Here is a 15,311-nt window from a genome sequence, read left to right as displayed (position 1 = left end):
TGTTCTTGTCGCCTCGCTGTTTGCCGACGTAGCGCCAGCCGCCGCAGTCGGGTTCGTGGGGTCAGGGTGGGGCACGAAGGCACGACCGGCCGTCACTGCCTCGACCCGGGACAACGTCCCCGGACATCACACCTAGAGCACGCCCTTGGTCGACGGGATGCCGCCCGCGCGGGGGTCCGGCTCGGTGGCGGCGCGCAGGGCCCTGGCGACGGCCTTGTACTGCGCCTCCGCGATGTGGTGGGGGTCGCGGCCGTGGATCACGCGGACGTGCAAGGCCAGCTGCGCGTGGAACGACAGCGAGTCGAACACGTGCCGGGTCAGCACAAACGGGTAGTTGCCGCCGATGGTGAAGGCGTTGAACTGCTCCGGCTCGCCCACGTGCACGCAGTACGGGCGGCCCGAGACGTCGATCGCGGCGTGGGCCAGGGTCTCGTCCATCGGGATCCAGGCGTCGCCGAACCGGCGGATGCCGCTCTTGTCGCCGAGGGCCTGGCGGATCGCCTGGCCGAGCACGATCGCGGTGTCCTCGACGGTGTGGTGGGCGTCGATGTGGACGTCGCCGGTCGCCTCCACCTTGAGGTCCAGCGAGCCGTGCACGCCGAACGCGGTGAGCATGTGGTCGTAGAACGGCACGCCGGTGGCGATCTCGACCTGGCCCGTGCCGTCGAGGTCCAGCTGGACCAGGATCGACGATTCCTTGGTGGTTCGCTCCACCTTGCCAACGCGGCTCATCGCGGTACTTCCTTACTGGCCTCGAGGAAGGCGTCGTTTTCTTCCGGGGTGCCGATGCTGACCCGCAGGTGGCCTTCGATGCCGACGTCCCGGATCAGCACGCCGTGGTCTGCATAGGACTTCCAGCTCGCCGGGGCGTCCGCGAACTGTCCGAAGAGGACGAAATTCGCGTCGCTCGGCACCGGCGTGAAACCGAGGCCCAGCAACGACTCCACCACGCGGTCACGCTCCGCAGCCAGCTTGTGCACGGTGGCCAGCGTCGCATCGGCGTGACGCAGCGCGGCGCGCGCGGCCGCCTGCGTGAGCTTCGACAGGTGGTACGGCAGCCGCACGAGCTGCAGTGCGTCGACGATCGCCGGGGCGGCCGCGAGGTAGCCCAGGCGGCCGCCGGCGAAGGCGAACGCCTTGCTCATCGTGCGCGAGACGATCAGCTTCGCCGGGTACTCCGAGATCAGCTCGACCGCGCTCGGCTGCGAGGAGAACTCCGCGTACGCCTCGTCCACCACGACGATGCGCGGCGCGGCGTCCAGCACCGCGCGCAGCCCGGCCAGCGGGATCGAACCGCCGGTCGGGTTGTTCGGGCTGGTCACGAACACGATGTCCGGCCGCCGCTCGCGCACCAGCTCCGCCGCCCGCTCCGCGTCCAGCGAGAAGTCGGGCCGGCGCGGCACCGGCACCCAGTCGGTGCGGGTGCCGGAGGCGATGATCGGGTGCATCGAGTACGACGGCTCGAAGCCGAGCGCGCTGCGGCCCGGCCCGCCGAACGCCTGCAGGATCTGCTGCAGGATCTCGTTGGACCCGTTGGCCGCCCAGACGTTCGCCTCACCCAGCACCACCCGCGTGGACACGGTGAGGTAGTCGGCCAGGTCCGTGCGCAGCGCCACCGCGTCGCGGTCCGGGTAGCGGTGCAGCGAAGCGGCCTCGGCGCGCACGGCCTCGGCGACGTCGGCCACCAGCTCGTCCGGCGGCGGATACGGGTTCTCGTTGGTGTTGAGCCGGACGGGCACGTCGAGCTGCGGCGCGCCGTACGGGGTCTTGCCACGCAGGTCTTCCCGCAGCGGCAAGGCCTCGAGCGTGACTTCGGCCCCGGAGATCGCGTCGGTCATCGGGCCTCCCCCTCGAACCGCGCGGTGACGGCTTCACCGTGCGCGGGCAGGTCTTCGGCGTTGGCCAGCGCGACCACGCGGCCGGCGACCTCGCGCAGCGCCTCTTCCGTGTAGTCCACGACGTGGATGCCCTTGAGGAAGCTCTGCACGGACAGGCCCGAGGAGTGCCGGGCGAACCCGCCGGTGGGCAGCACGTGGTTGGAGCCGGCGCAGTAGTCGCCGAGCGAAACCGGCGCGTACGCCCCGACGAAAACCGCTCCCGCGTTGCGCACCCGCGCGGCGACCTCCCGCGCGTCCGCCGTCTGGATCTCCAGGTGCTCGGCGGCGTACGCGTCGACCACCCGCAATCCGTCGTCCACAGTGGACACCAGGATGACGCCGGACTGCCTGCCGCCGAGCGCCTCGCCCACCCGCTCGGCGTGCTTGGTGGCGGCGACGCGGCCGGCCAGCTCCTTCTCGACGGCGTCGGCCAGCTCCTCCGACGTGGTGACGAGCACGCTGGCCGCCAGCGGGTCGTGCTCCGCCTGGCTGATCAGGTCGGCCGCGACGTGCGCCGGGTCGGCCGTCTCGTCCGCGAGGATGGCGATCTCGGTGGGCCCGGCCTCGGAGTCGATGCCGATCACGCCGCGGACGAGGCGCTTCGCCGCGGTGAGGTAGATGTTGCCGGGCCCGGTGACGATGTCGACCGGCGCGAGCTCGGCGCCGTCGGTGTCCGTGCCGCCGTACGCGGCCAGCGCGACGGCCTGCGCGCCGCCCACGGCCCAGACCTCGTCGACGCCCAGCAGCGCGGCGGCGGCCAGGATCGTCGGGTGCGGCAGGCCGCCGAAGGCCGCCTGCGGGGGCGAGCACAGCACCAGCGAGCGGACGCCCGCGAGCTGCGCCGGGACCACGTTCATCACCACCGTGGACGGGTACACGGCCAGCCCGCCCGGAGCGTACAGCCCGACGCGGTCGACCGGCACCCAGCGCTCGGTGACCGTGCCGCCCTCGACGACCTTCGTGGTCACGTCGTGGCGGCGCTGGTCGGAGTGCACCTTGCGGGCGCGCTTGATCGACTCCTCCAGCGCGGCGCGCACCTCGGGGTCGAGCTCTTCGAGCGCCTTGGCCGGCTCGGCGGCCGGCACGCGCACGGTGGCGGGCCGGACCTTGTCGAACTGCTCGGTGTACTCGAGGACGGCCGCCACACCGCGATCGCGCACCGCCTCGACCACCGGCCGCACGTGATGCAGCGCCGCGTCCACGTCGTATTCGGCGCGTGGCAGCGCGGCACGCAGTTCGGCGGCGGTCGGGACCTGCCCTCGCAGGTCGGTGCGGTTCAACATGGTCACCAGGGTACGAGGTGGCCCCGACAGTTCCGGCAGGGATACTCGGTGGTGACCACTGCCGGGGAAAACGAGGAGGCCGCCGTGCCGCGGATCGGGTTGTGCCAGCTCACTTCGGGCGACGATCCGGAGGCCAACCTGAAACTGGTTCGCTCCGGGGTCGAGGCCGCGGCGACCGGCGGCGCGCACGCCGTGGTGTTCCCGGAGGCGACGATGGCGCGGTTCGGCCGCCCGCTCGCCCCGGTCGCGCAGCCGCTCGACGGCCCGTGGGCGCAGGCCGTCTCGGCGATCGCGGCGGAGCACGGGGTACTGGTGGTCGCGGGCATGTTCACCCCGGCCGAGGACGGGCGCGTGCGCAACACGCTGCTGGTCACCGGGCTCGGGCACCACCTCGGCTACGACAAGATCCACCTGTACGACGCGTTCGGCTTCGCCGAGTCCGACACCGTCGCGCCGGGTGCCGCGCCGCTGACGTTCGAGGCCGGCGGCACCGTGTTCGGCGTCGCGACCTGTTACGACCTGCGCTTCCCGGAGCTGTTCCGCCGCCTCGCGGACGACGGCGCGGACGTGGTGCTGGTCCCGGCGTCCTGGGGCGCGGGCGAGGGCAAGCGCGACCAGTGGGAGGTGCTCGTCCGCGCCCGCGCGCTCGACTCCGGCTGCTGGGTCGCGGCCTGCGGCCAAGCCGACCCGGCGGCCACCGGCACCGAGGTCAACCCGAAGGCCCCCACCGGCATCGGCTGGTCGACGGTCGCCGACGGCTTCGGCCGCGTCGTCGCCCAGCTCGGGGCCGCGCCGGAAAGCGTGGTGCTCGACCTCGACCCGGCCGTCGCGGTGAAGGCCAGGGCCGCCACGGGCGCGCTGGCCAACCGGCGGCTCTAGCTCCTTGTGCCTCTGGCTGGTTTGCGCCCCAATGTGGCGTTCGGTGCGTTCAACGCACCCAAGGCGATCAGACTACTATTTGTCTACTCGTGACCTGCGCTGTCAGCGACGGACCTGTCGCGCATGGGGCAGAAGGGCCGCTAAACTCGTCCCATTGACGAAGCCGGTCAACATGGGTTCTACCTGCGGAAACCTTAGTTCGGCCGGGTGGGACGGGTTGCCTGAAACCCGGCCCGCTGGCCAAATCGGCTGTTCGGCTGACCTTGCGAGAGACGCGCCAGACCAGTCACGTGTCGTCCGCTCCGCTGTGCATTCGCGGCCGACCGCACAACTCGGCGGCGCATAATACGTCACTATCCTTCTGAAACTTGAGGCAACATAGCCGAGAATTCGTACCCGGAAACTGCGGCAAGTAGCGATAGAAGCCGTCTTTCCTGGACGAGGCTGGCACGCTCGAACTCGTATTTCAAAATGTTCTCTGCATGCTCCAAGCCTTCGATGATGATCGGACCAGTCGGGCCACCTAGCTCACTGAACACACGCCGGGCGTCGGCGGAGACCTTGCCAGTTGTCACAATTACCGCCTTGTCCGCACTATAGCGCGCTTTCCGGTAGTTGAACGGATAGGCGTCGCCTGCCCCGAAGTCGCGATCCTTCAATTCAAATATCCAGACGCGGTCTATATAGTCAGCGACGATATCGACCTCCTCGCTAGACTCCTCAATATTCCAGTAGGTGGAGGATAAGGGAACGCCGAGTTTCACCAGAAGATTGCTCACCCATACAGTCATCCAGTGACTGCCATTCAGCATCTCCTTCCCGATCTTATTGAGACTGTAACCCTCTGCGATCAATTCATCTGAAAATGGTCGATTACACGAGGCGCACCGTAAGTCTATCCCATTCCCTGAAGATATATCGTCCTTTCGAGATGTCTTCAACAGTTGCGATGACGTTTTTCGACACTGTAGCAGGTACTCTGTCGATAACAACTCCGTACGTCTAATGTCGTCGATGGCTTTTTGAAATTCGTCATGCTTGGCCCCCCTCTTGGATAGAAGTTCCTGCTCTCTGGCAAAGCCCGATTCACTTAACTCTCTGATCAGTTCGCGGACCGACCTTCGAGAAAATAGCTCAGCGTAACCGACTTTAGCCTGATCAAATTCAGGAGTAGTGAACTTAAAACCAGAGTCTTCCGCCTCTATTTTCGTGACAAGATTTCCCCGGCGTGACGAAAATAGATCCATTGACTCCCACGAAAAGTCTATATGGCGAGATCTACGCCCATCCATCGACGCCTTTATAGCGCCTTCAAACAAGCTGGCAAACCTCTCAACTTCAGCTTTCGCAGAATTTTCGATAGCTGTTACGCCGGCTATTAGCACACCTCCTTCGGGAAACCCTCGCATAATGCCTGGAGCAAGGCGGATCCGTCGCGCGCCGATATAGTTGAGAAGTGCCGACGGATATGTCATTGCACAGAACAAATTCCCTTCAAGTGCAAATACTTCTACTTGTGGGTCCGGCGCATTTGCTCGTCGAGACGAAGGCACCGGCATGTCCACCTCAGGGCGAGAAATAGGGAACCCCGCAACTCGGCTGAGTTCCTCGCTGGCATATGAGAGCAACGCTCTCCCTGCGCCTGATACGGCTATGCCCGAAACTGCCGCCCAGAAATCCTGGGAGTTGACTGTTATATGCGAATGGAGAACATGAACATCGTGCACTCAGGCCCCCGTCGACGGCACAGGCGAATCTCTTGTTCCGACATAGTCGCTGCACGTGGTCGGAGTGTTACGCCGCATGGAGTGCTTGACTGCATATCCACGCCTGCACCCGCCCGATCCAACGGCCGCCGACACGCCAAGACCTGGACCTTCGACAGGCGGCTGTAGGAGTCAAGAACGAACGAACGAACGACCGCCCGCCCGCCCGCCCTGACCAGCAGTAGCCTTGTCGTCGTCCGCCCTGAGGTTGACAGCGGGTCAACAAAACATGGGTCACCAACGCCACATTGGGGCGCTGCGGGCCAGGCTCCGCCGACAGCGCCGGGGGTCTCAGGTGGCGTTGCGGCCGCCGTCGACGTCGAGGATCGCGCCGTGCACGAAGGACGCGTCCTCGCTCGCGAGGTAGGTGACGGCGGCGGCGATCTCCTCGGGGGCCGCGGTCCGGCCGGCGGGCGCGAGGGCGGCGAGCTGGTCGAGGCCCTCGCCGAACAGCGCGGTGCCCTCGGTGCGGGTGGGCCCGGGGCTGACCGCGTTGACCCGCACGCCGCTGGGGCCGAACTCCGCCGCCCACGACTTGGTCAGCAGTTCCAGCGCCGCCTTGCCGGAGCCGTTGAGCGCCATCCCGGCGATCCCGAACCGGGCGGCCATGGTCAGCACGTTGACGATCGCCCCCCGACCGCGCGCGGCCATCGCGGGGGCGAGCTCGGCGACCAGGAGGAACGGCGCCCGGACATTCACCGCGTACACGGCGTCGATCTCTTCGGCGGTGATGTCCGCGGTGGGGCCTCCGCCGAAGACGCCGGCATTGTTGACCAGCACGTCGACGTGCCCGCCACCGAGTTCGACGGCCTGGCGCGCCAAGGCCCGCACGGCGCCGGCGCCGGCGAGGTCGCCCGCGAGGAAGTCGGCCTTTCCGCCGGACTCGCGGATCGCCGTGACGACCTCGTCGCCGCGCGCCGCGTCCCGGCCGGTGACGATCACTTGGGCGCCGCGGGCGGCGAGCGCGACGGCCACCGCCCGGCCGATTCCGCTCGTGGCGCCGGTGACGAGCGCGGTGGCACCGGTCATTTTCGCAATAGTGGTCATACCGACCACGCTAGAACCGATACCGGACAGGATCCGCCCGGTATCCGTGCCAGACTTCCGCCATGACCCGACCGACCGCCCGCGTGCTGGCGCTGCTGGAGATCCTCCAGTCCGGCGGCACCCGCACCGTCGCCGAGCTGGCCGGGCGGCTCGGCGTGGACGAGCGCACCGTCCGGCGCTACGCCGGTCACCTGATCGACCTGGACGTGCCGGTCCGCACGGTGCGCGGGCGGTACGGCGGTTACCGCCTCGCGCCCGGCTTCCGGATGCCGCCGCTGATGCTCACCGACGACGAGGCGCTGGCCGTGCTGCTCGGGCTCGTCGTCGCGCGACGGGACGGGCTGGTGCCCGCGTCCGTGACCGCGGTGGAGAGCGCCACCGCGAAGGTGCGGCGGGTGCTGCCCGAGGCGATCGGGCGGCGGCTGGACGCGCTGCTGGCCACCGCCGAGTTCACCCGTCCGGCCCGCGCCGCGGCGAGCCCCGGGACGGACGTGCTGCTCACGCTCGCGGAAGCGGCGCGGTCCCGCCGTCCGGTCGCTTTCGCTTACACCGCTTGGGGTGGACGGCGCAGCGAGCGCACCGTGCACCCGTACGGGATCGTCGCCCACTCCGGCCGCTGGTACGTGACGGGCGCGGATTCGGACAGCGGCGAGGTGCGCACCTTCCGGCTGGACCGGATCGAGGACGCGACCGTGCAACCGGGCGAGTTCGAGGTGCCCAGCGGGTTCGACCCGGGCGAGCGGGTGCTGTCCGGGCTCGCCGAGGTGCCCTACCGGCACGAGGTTTCGCTGCGCGTCCAGGGCACGGCGGAGCACGTCGCGGCCCGGTTTCCCGCCGGAATCGCCACGGTGGAAGGACTTCCGGACGACGGCTGGGTGCGGGTCCGGCTGCGGGCCGAACGGCTGGACTGGATCCCCGGCGTGCTCGCGCGCCTGGATCACCCGTTTGTCATCGAGCGGCCGGACGCCCTGCGTGACCACGTGCACGCACTGGCCCGGCGGCTCGCCGAAAGCGCCGACGCACGCTAGCGCAGCAGCCCTTCCCGGATGGCCACCCGGACGAACCCCGCCCGGCGCCGCTCCCCCGTCTTGTCGCGGATGCGGTCCAGGTACGAGCGGACCGTGCGGACGCTGATGTTCAGGATCTCCGCCACGTCGACGTCGCGCTCGCCCGCCGCGACCAGGCGCAGCACCTGCCGCTCGCGTTCCGACAGCTCGATCTTCGGGCCCGCGTGCCGGTCTTCGCTGTCCTGGATGATCATCCCGGCCAGCGTGGGCGAGACGTACGCGTTGTCCTCGGCGATGGTGCGGATCGCGCGCAGCAGCTCGTCGCCGTCGACGTCCTTGGACAGGAAGCCCTTGGCGCCCGCCTGCATCGCGCCGAGCACCTCCGGCTGTTCCGCGTGCGCGGACACCACGAGCACCTTGTGCCCCATCTGCCCGACTTCCAGCACCGCCGCCGCGTCCTGCACCCCGCGCAGCTTGAGGTCCAGCACCACGACGCTGCCGGGCGGCTGCTCCTGCACGGCGAAGCGCGCGACGGAGTCCGCCACCGCGCCCAGCTCGATGTCCGGCGCGTCGTTCAGCACCCGCGCCACCGCGTCGCGGTAGAGCGGGTGGTCCTCGATCACGCCGACGTTGATCCGCGGCGGCTGCTCCTGGCCGTCTTCGACCGTCACGTCACGGCTTCCTTCCCGGGCTGCCCACGAGGCCACGGCGGATGGCCTCCTTCACCAGCCCCGGACGGCGCCGCTCCCCCGTCTTGTCCCGGATCCGGTCGAGATAGCCGCGCACGGTGCGCACGCCGATGCCGAGGATCCGGGCGATGTCGATGTCGCGCTCGCCGGCCGCGACCAGCCGCAGCACCTGCTCCTCGCGCGGCGAAAGCTCCGTCTCCGGCCGCGGCACCGGGCGCTCGGTGTTGTCCTTGATGATCATCCCGGCGACCACGGCGGAGACGTACGCGCCGCCCTCGGCTACCGCGCGGATGGCGATCAGCAGCTCGTCGACGTCCACGTCCTTGGACAGGAAACCCTTGGCACCGGCCGCGATCGCGCCCAGCACCTGGTCCGACTCCGCCTGCGCCGAGACCACGAGCACGTGGTGCCCGAGCTCGCACACCTCCAGCACGGCCGCCGCGCCCGCGACCCCGGGCAGCCCCAGGTCCAGCAGCACGACGCTGCCCGCGGGCTGGCGTTCCACGTGGAAGCGGGCGACCGAGTCGACCACCGCGCCCAGCTCGACGTCCGGCGACTCCTCGAGGACGCGTTCCACCGATCGGCGGTACAGCGGGTGGTCCTCGATGACGGCCACCCGGATCCGGCCCGTGCCGGGCACCGCTTCGCCCGGCAGTTCTTCAGTCATCCGCACCGACCCGTCACCCCGTTCCACCCGGCGGGACCGGCTGCCCGGCCGCGGCCGGGTCCAGTGCGGGGCCCGTCGGCACCAGTGCCAGCAGCCCGCTCGGAAGCGGTGACCCGGCCACGGAACCGTAACCGAGCGACGCCAGCGCCGGGGCGCTCGCGACCGGATATTTCCGGCCCATGTCCGTAACCAGGTAGGTCGTGCCGGAACCGGCGTCGGTGACCACGGCGCCCCCGGACGGCGGCACGAAGACCTGGTCGGCGACCCGGGCGTCGCCGCGGCTGGTCACCGGCAGCGCGCGGCCGCCGGCGGGCAGCGGGAGGTCCGCGGAGACGAAGATCCGCCCGCCCTGCGCGCACAGCGTCACGGAGTTGCCGGTGATCGGCGCCTTGCCGGGGATCCGGTCGGGATAGGCGGCGGGGTCCGCGCCCCCCGCGCGCGGCTCGGCGACCTTCGCGACCGAGGCGACGTCCGCGGCCCGGGTCGGGACCGGGGCGGGGCGGCCGTCGTACGCGGCTTCGTTGGCGGAAGTGGTCACCAGCAGGCTCGCCTCGGTCTGGCCGATCGGCTGGAGGCCGGCCTTTTGCACCAGGTAATAGGAATTCGCCGCACCCGGCCCGGCCATCGCGTCGACGACCGCGAGGACTTCGCCGACGCGCGTGGGCGTCGCGCCGACCCGCGGGCCGGTGTCGCCGGCGCCCGCCACCGGAATCGCGCCGAGGTCGCGGCCCGCCGGCACGGTGTCGATCCACCGGGACGAGACGGCGATCGTCGGGTAGCTGTCGAACTGCAGCGCGGCCGCGGCCTCGTCGCTGAGCTTGTACCGCCGCCCGCCCGCCACGAGATAACGGTCGCCTGGGGGCAGCCGGACGATCACGCCGGAGTCACGCGGCAGCTCGACCCCGTTCTGCGGAGCGCCGACGAGCACGGCCACCAGCGGCTCGGCCGAAGCGGGCGCGTCCTGCGTGGTACGGCTGCAACTGCTCCACGGCGCGGTGGTGAGCGCGGCCGCCGCGGGCAGCGAGTCGGGGGCGCCGGGAATGCCGATCTGCGTGCCGCGTGGCGCGGTGCCGAGATTCGCCGAGGACACGGAGACGGTCGAGTCGCCGTTGCCGCCCGCGAGCAACCGGGCGGAGGCGTAGTTGAGCACCGGGTGCACGGCGCCGTCCGCGCCGAGCACGAACCGCGCACCGGTGCCGTCCTCGACGATCACGCGCCCGCCCGCGAGCCAGTCCTTGCCGCCGGAGGGATTCAGCAGCCCGATCACGCCGAACACCGCGGTCACCAGAATCGCGACGGCCAGCCCCAGCACCGTGCCGAGCACCAGCCGCCGACTGGGTGAGGTGGGATGATTGGCGTCGGCCGCGACCAGCGCGGAAACAAGCCGGCGGCGCAGGAACTGGTACGCCTGGATCTGGTCCCGCTGCGTCCACACGCTGTTCCGGCCCCCTGTTCGCGCGCACTGGTCCACGCAGGAGGCTAGGAGCCGCCGGACCCGGCGACGAGGGTAATTTTTACGCCCACACGCGGGTGTGTGGGGCGCTAGCGTCACGGGGCCGGGCCAGGGTGGGTGCCCGGGGAAGGGGAGCCCGTGTCCGTCTCAGCACTGCCTGGCCCAGCGGGGTCTGGCCCGACCGGCTCCGGCTCGGCCATGTCCGGGGCGGCTGGATCCGGGTCGGCTGGGTCCGGCGCAACCGGGCCCGGCTCGACCATGCCCAGCCCGGCAGGACCCGGCCCGGCTGTGCCCGGCGCAGCGGGACCCGGCGCGGCCATGGCCAGCGCAACCGGACCCGGCTCGACCATGCCCAGCCCGGCAGACCTCGGCTCGGCCATGGCCGACTCAACCGGGCCCGGCTCGACTATGCCGAGCCCGGCAAACCCCGGCGCAGCATTGTCCGGCGCAACCGGACCCAGCCGAACCATGGCCGGGCCAACCGGACCCGGCCCAACCATGGCCAGCCCAGCAGACCTCGGCTCGGCCATGTCCGGAGCAGCCATGCCCAGTCCCGCAGGAACCGGCTCGGCCATGGCCGGGTCAACCGAACCCGGCGCGGCCATGTCCGGCGCGACCGGAACCGGCTCGGCCATGCCCAGCCCAGCAGACCTCGGCGCAGCCATGTCCAGCTCAGCCCGACCCGGCTCGACCACGGCCAGCCCAGCAAGCCCCACCGCAGCAATGTCCGACGCAGCCGGACCCAGCCCAACCATGTCCGGCCCAGCAGGACCCAGCGCAGCAAGGTCCGGCCCAGCAGGACCCGGCCCAACCATGCCCGGCCCGATTGGGCCCGGCCACGCTGCGTCCGCCCCCGGTGGCGGGGTGCCGCGCGCCGGGCAAATCCGTGGCGGGCAGGGGGAAGCCGCCGGGGCCGCGCGGTCGTCGTCGCGCGCACGGGCCGGGGCGGGCGCGTTGCCGTGGTTGCTGCCGGTCCGGCCGTTGCAGGTCGCGTTGTGGGAGGTTCTCGCGATCGGCGTGCTGCTGGTCTACACCCAGCCCGGGGTCGCGCAGCCGGTCCGGATCGGCGTTGCCGCGGTGGCCGGGGCGCTTTTGCTCGCGACGTCGATCCGGTTCGCCGGCCGGCACTTCGGCGCGTGGGCGTGGACCTGGCTCGGTTACCGGCTGCGGCGCCACGACAGCCGCCGCGACGGTCCCGACCCGCTGCATCGCGTCGCCGGGACCGTGCTGGTGCGTCAGCACGTGGACCGCGCCGGCAACCGCTTCGGCGTCGCCGAGGTGGACGGCGACTGGTGTGCGATCGTCCGGCTCACCCCCGGCGCGGCCGAGCCGTCGATCGAGGCGCTGGTCGCGATTCTGCGCACCGCCTTCCACGGCACGGACATCCCCCTCGCCGCCGTGCAGCTGCTGACCTGGACGGTCCCGCGCGGTCCCCACGTCTACCGGGTGCGCTGGCTCGCCGTGCGCTACCGCCCGCAAGACGCGCCGATCGCCGCGCTCGCCCGCGGCGGCGGCCAGCTGGGCGCGTTGCGCAGCACCGCGAGCGCCGCGCTCAGCCTGATGGTCGCCCTCGCCGAGGCGGGCTACCCGTCCACTGTGCTCGAAGCCGCCGAGCTGACGACGGAGCTGCGGGTGGCACTCGGCGTCCAGGCCGCGCAGCAGCCGCAAGACGGTGACGGCGACGGCTGGAAGTCCTGGTCCTGGGGCGGCGTCACCCAAGCCTGTTACGCGCCCCGCTCGGCGCGCGACCTCACCCGCACGCTCGGGCTGGCGGTGCCCGGCGCCGCGTTCACCGCGACGTCGGCCACGCTCCGCCGCACGCCCGGCGGCCGCGAGCGCACCGACGTGACCATCCGCGTCGGCGCTCGTCCAGGCGAGGAAGTGCCCGCGCCGCAAGGGGTTTCGGCGGTTCCGCTGCACGGGGCGCACGGCGCGGCGGTACGCCGGACGCTGCCGCTCGCGCTGACCTGATCCCCGGATCGGCCCACTGGAACCCGCACGAATCGGCACTTCTGAGCCAGCCACCCGCCGCTAAGGGTCGAGCGTAGAGATCAGGCACCGCTCGACGTGGCCGTGGCCAACGCGGCCGCCTTCTGAACAGCGGCATGCGGATCGACGCCCGACGCCGAAGATATCGCCGAGCTGACCAAGCTGGCCGAGAACGCGGCGAAGGTCGTCGTCCAAGACGCGTACGGCACCGTCGACCTGTCCGTGCTCGGCCTGAAGCCGAGCTGCCGGTGATGGCGCGCACCGCAGCAGCGTCCACAGTAGACACGCCAGACGCGGTCCGAGCCGATCCACCGGCGCGGCGAAGTCTTCCCGACCGCGTTGCTGGAGCGGGACGACGTGGACCTGTACCGCACCGAACGGGAGGGCGAGCCGGCCGGCGCCTCCGTCGGCGCAACTGACGGGTTGCTCACCCTCGCGGGACGATCAGCCGCGCACCGCCTCGTAGACCCCGGCGATCATCGCCACGAACGGCACCAAAGCCAGCAGCACCAAGAACTCCGAGACGTCCAGGAGCCGGGACCAGTACGGCGAGCGCACCCCGCGGGCCACCCGCGTCGCGTAGGTCAGGCAGACCACCGCCGCGAGCACGAACACCAGGCCGGCCACGAAAATGGCCAGGCGGTTGCCGTCCGCGAGGAGCCAGCCCCCGGCCGTAAGCAGGATCACAACGCCGAAACCCGCCAGCACCAGGCGTTGCGTGCGCCCGGCGTAGGAGCGCGAGCGCTGGACCCACCCGATGCCCAGCAGCCCCGCGAGCCCGGCCTCCCACGGCCCGCCCGCCGCCGCGAGCGTGATCGCCGACGCCAGCACCACCAGGCCGAGCGCCACCAGCAGCCCGGTCAGCAACGCTTGCGCGTGCGTGGTCCGGCCGACCATGTCCTCGCCGAACGAGGGCTGTTCGTTGGCGCGGAAGGATTCCATGTCGTCCGGTACCCGCGGCAGCGGCAGCCGGCCGAGGCGCAGCGCGAGCATCGGCGCGACCGCGGCCAGCGCGGTCGCCACCACGGCGGCGACCGCGGCCGCCGCGACCGGCTTCACCCCGGCCAGCAGCACCACACCCGTGGTGATCGCGCCGAACCCCGCCGAGACCGTCACCGCGACGAACCACGGCAGCCGGTCGGCGACCGACACCGCGGCCAGCACCCCGTAAACGGTCACCGCGGCCAATCCCGCCGCAAGTGGCCCGGCCGAGAGCGAGAACAGCGGGTGCGGCGGCAGGATCGACATCCCGGCGAGCAGTGCCACGCCGACGCCCGCCAGCGCGCCGGCCGAGCCCGCGCCCGAATCGCCGTACGCCCGGCTCAGCGCGCCCCCGGCGAGCAGCAGCACCACCGCGAGCAGCCCGGTGCTGATCGGCGCGAGCGCGCTGCCCGAGGTGGCGGACTGCACCAGCAGCCCGCCGCCGAGCAGCAGCACCACGGCCGCGGCGATCCCGGACCGGCGCGCGATCCGCGGGCCCCACGCGTTCGACGCGGACTCCCCGACGCTGGCGATCGAGTCCACCACGTCATCGAACAGCAGCGGACCCCGCGGGCGCTCCCGCGGGGTCAGGTGCAGCACTTCGCCGTCGCGCACCTGCGCGGCGGCCACGGTGAGGCCGAGTGCGAGCGGCGCGCCGCCGAGCCGGGACAGCACCCAGCCCGGGTGCTCGGCCGCGGCCTGGCCGGACGCGCCGGCCAGCCGCACCAGCTGCGGCACCAGCTCCGCGAACGTGCTCTGCTGCGGCAGCGCGACGTCCACCCGGGCCCGCGGGGTCACGATCGTCACGCGCCGGGTCGAGCCGGCCAGCGCGGCGGGCGCGCTCACTGCACGGACCTGGACGCCTCGATCACCGGGGCGAACTTCGCGCTGCTCGCCTCGGCCAGCTTCCGCAGGCCCGCGTTCACGGCCTCCAGCACGATCTCCGAGAGGTTGCGGGCGTCGTACTCGCGGATCGCGCGCGGGTCGATGTCGATCGAGGTGAACCGGCCGTCGCCGCGCAGCACGACGTTGACCTCGTTCTGCCGCGAGGCCGCTTTGACCTCCATCGCCTCCACCGAGCGCTGGAGGCGCTGGACCTCGTCGGTCTGCCGGCGGACCTGCGCCAGCAGCTCGTCCATGTCCGGCACGGCATAGGGGTCGGTCACGACGGTTCTCCTTCTCCTGCGGGGTTTTTCCGGCGCAGGCGCACGCTGGCGACGAACTGCCGGAAGTCGGGGGTCAGCTGCTGCGCGGCCTCGGGCTCGGCGGTGAAGACGAGTTCCAGCACCACGCGGTCCACCGGCCCGTCGGGACCGGGCACGCTCAGGTGGACCTGGGTCTGCACCAGGTCCTGGCCCTCGCCGGTGCGCATCCGCAGCACCTGCGTCACGCCGGGCGCGGTGGCGTCGCCGATCTCGTGGCGGCTGATCACGTCGAGCAGCGCCATGGTGCGGCCGAGCCGTTCGACCGCCTCTTCGGCGATTTCGGCCATCGGCGCCGCATCGGGCCGTTGCCGCACGCCGAGTGTGATGTTCGGGGTGAAGTCCGCGCCCGGCTCGCGGTGCACGGCAACGAACACCACCCCCGGCGCGCCCGCCTCCGCCGGTGCGAGCGGCGTCCACCCCTCGGGGACGTCGAAGCCCAGCGGGAGCGAAACCGTGTCCGGGGCCATG

At 71.4% G+C, this 15,311-nt stretch carries 14 protein-coding genes; 3 read left to right on the top strand and 11 right to left on the bottom strand.

The window, feature by feature from the left end; translation table 11 throughout:
- Positions 1 to 132: 132 nt before the first annotated feature.
- From hisB to hisD, 3 genes are read right to left on the bottom strand one after another with little or no spacing between them, the layout of a single operon-like run.
- Entirely contained in the window at positions 133 to 732 is a 600-nt protein-coding gene (hisB, locus tag BMY97_RS15725; RefSeq protein WP_091617588.1) for an imidazoleglycerol-phosphate dehydratase HisB, read from the bottom strand.
- On the bottom strand, positions 729 to 1,838 hold the full coding sequence (locus BMY97_RS15720) for a histidinol-phosphate transaminase (protein WP_091617587.1): 1,110 nt from the start codon (positions 1,836 to 1,838) through the stop codon (positions 729 to 731). Before BMY97_RS15720 ends, hisB begins: the two co-directional genes overlap by 4 nt.
- Positions 1,835 to 3,160: a histidinol dehydrogenase gene (hisD, locus tag BMY97_RS15715; protein WP_091617903.1), complete on the bottom strand. Its 1,326-nt coding sequence runs from the start codon at positions 3,158 to 3,160 to the stop codon at positions 1,835 to 1,837. Before hisD ends, BMY97_RS15720 begins: the two co-directional genes overlap by 4 nt.
- 84 nt (positions 3,161 to 3,244) lie before the next feature.
- On the opposite strand from hisD, the gene BMY97_RS15710 reads away from it, so the two are divergent.
- Positions 3,245 to 4,039 carry a carbon-nitrogen hydrolase family protein gene (locus tag BMY97_RS15710; protein WP_091617902.1) on the top strand — a complete coding sequence of 265 codons (795 nt, stop codon included), beginning with the start codon at positions 3,245 to 3,247 and terminating at the stop codon, positions 4,037 to 4,039.
- 353 nt (positions 4,040 to 4,392) lie between these two features.
- Here the strand turns inward: BMY97_RS15710 and BMY97_RS45960 are convergent, their stop codons facing one another.
- Positions 4,393 to 5,598, bottom strand: a complete 1,206-nt coding sequence (locus BMY97_RS45960) for a hypothetical protein (RefSeq protein ID WP_143086204.1) — start codon at positions 5,596 to 5,598, stop codon at positions 4,393 to 4,395.
- Between the two features lie 498 nt (positions 5,599 to 6,096).
- Complete coding sequence (locus tag BMY97_RS15705) at positions 6,097 to 6,852, bottom strand: SDR family NAD(P)-dependent oxidoreductase (RefSeq protein ID WP_245787332.1); 756 nt, start codon at positions 6,850 to 6,852, stop codon at positions 6,097 to 6,099.
- 62 nt (positions 6,853 to 6,914) lie between these two features.
- Here BMY97_RS15705 and BMY97_RS15700 point away from each other — a divergent pair, with 62 nt between their 5' ends.
- Positions 6,915 to 7,880, top strand: coding sequence for a helix-turn-helix transcriptional regulator (locus BMY97_RS15700; protein ID WP_091617585.1), 966 nt, complete (start codon positions 6,915 to 6,917; stop codon positions 7,878 to 7,880).
- Here the strand turns inward: BMY97_RS15700 and BMY97_RS15695 are convergent.
- Genes BMY97_RS15695 through eccB form a run of 3 tightly spaced genes read right to left on the bottom strand, consistent with a single transcriptional unit; the run spans position 7,877 to position 10,650 of the window.
- Complete coding sequence (locus BMY97_RS15695; protein ID WP_091617584.1) at positions 7,877 to 8,530, bottom strand: response regulator; 654 nt, start codon at positions 8,528 to 8,530, stop codon at positions 7,877 to 7,879. The two genes, BMY97_RS15700 and BMY97_RS15695, sit on opposite strands and share 4 nt — an antisense overlap.
- Position 8,531: 1 nt before the next feature.
- Positions 8,532 to 9,215, bottom strand: coding sequence for a response regulator transcription factor (locus tag BMY97_RS15690; RefSeq protein WP_091617583.1), 684 nt, complete (start codon positions 9,213 to 9,215; stop codon positions 8,532 to 8,534).
- Positions 9,216 to 9,228: 13 nt separating this feature from the next.
- Complete coding sequence (gene eccB, locus BMY97_RS15685) at positions 9,229 to 10,650, bottom strand: type VII secretion protein EccB (protein WP_091617582.1); 1,422 nt, start codon at positions 10,648 to 10,650, stop codon at positions 9,229 to 9,231.
- An 831-nt stretch (positions 10,651 to 11,481) separates the two neighbouring features.
- Between eccB and BMY97_RS15675 the strand changes: the two genes are divergently transcribed.
- Positions 11,482 to 12,639 (top strand): type VII secretion protein EccE, encoded by a 1,158-nt coding sequence (locus BMY97_RS15675; protein WP_091617580.1) that lies wholly within the window; start codon positions 11,482 to 11,484, stop codon positions 12,637 to 12,639.
- Between the two features lie 462 nt (positions 12,640 to 13,101).
- Here BMY97_RS15675 and eccD read toward each other — a convergent pair whose 3' ends face one another.
- From eccD to BMY97_RS15660, 3 genes are read right to left on the bottom strand one after another with little or no spacing between them, the layout of a single operon-like run.
- The gene (gene eccD / locus BMY97_RS15670) at positions 13,102 to 14,484 is read right to left on the bottom strand and encodes a type VII secretion integral membrane protein EccD (protein ID WP_091617579.1); all 1,383 of its coding nucleotides are present in this window, start codon (positions 14,482 to 14,484) and stop codon (positions 13,102 to 13,104) included.
- A complete protein-coding gene (locus BMY97_RS15665; RefSeq protein ID WP_091617578.1) occupies positions 14,481 to 14,804 on the bottom strand; it encodes a YbaB/EbfC family nucleoid-associated protein in 324 nt (107 codons plus the stop codon). The genes eccD and BMY97_RS15665 overlap by 4 nt, the downstream gene beginning before the upstream one ends.
- On the bottom strand, positions 14,801 to 15,310 hold the full coding sequence (locus tag BMY97_RS15660) for a hypothetical protein (protein ID WP_091617901.1): 510 nt from the start codon (positions 15,308 to 15,310) through the stop codon (positions 14,801 to 14,803). Before BMY97_RS15660 ends, BMY97_RS15665 begins: the two co-directional genes overlap by 4 nt.
- Between the last annotated feature and the right edge of the window lies 1 nt (position 15,311).

The organism is Amycolatopsis saalfeldensis, from assembly GCF_900110575.1.
GTDB lineage: Bacteria > Actinomycetota > Actinomycetes > Mycobacteriales > Pseudonocardiaceae > Amycolatopsis > Amycolatopsis saalfeldensis.
Note: the sequence above shows the minus strand (reverse complement) of the source record. Positions and strands in the feature narration are given on the sequence as shown.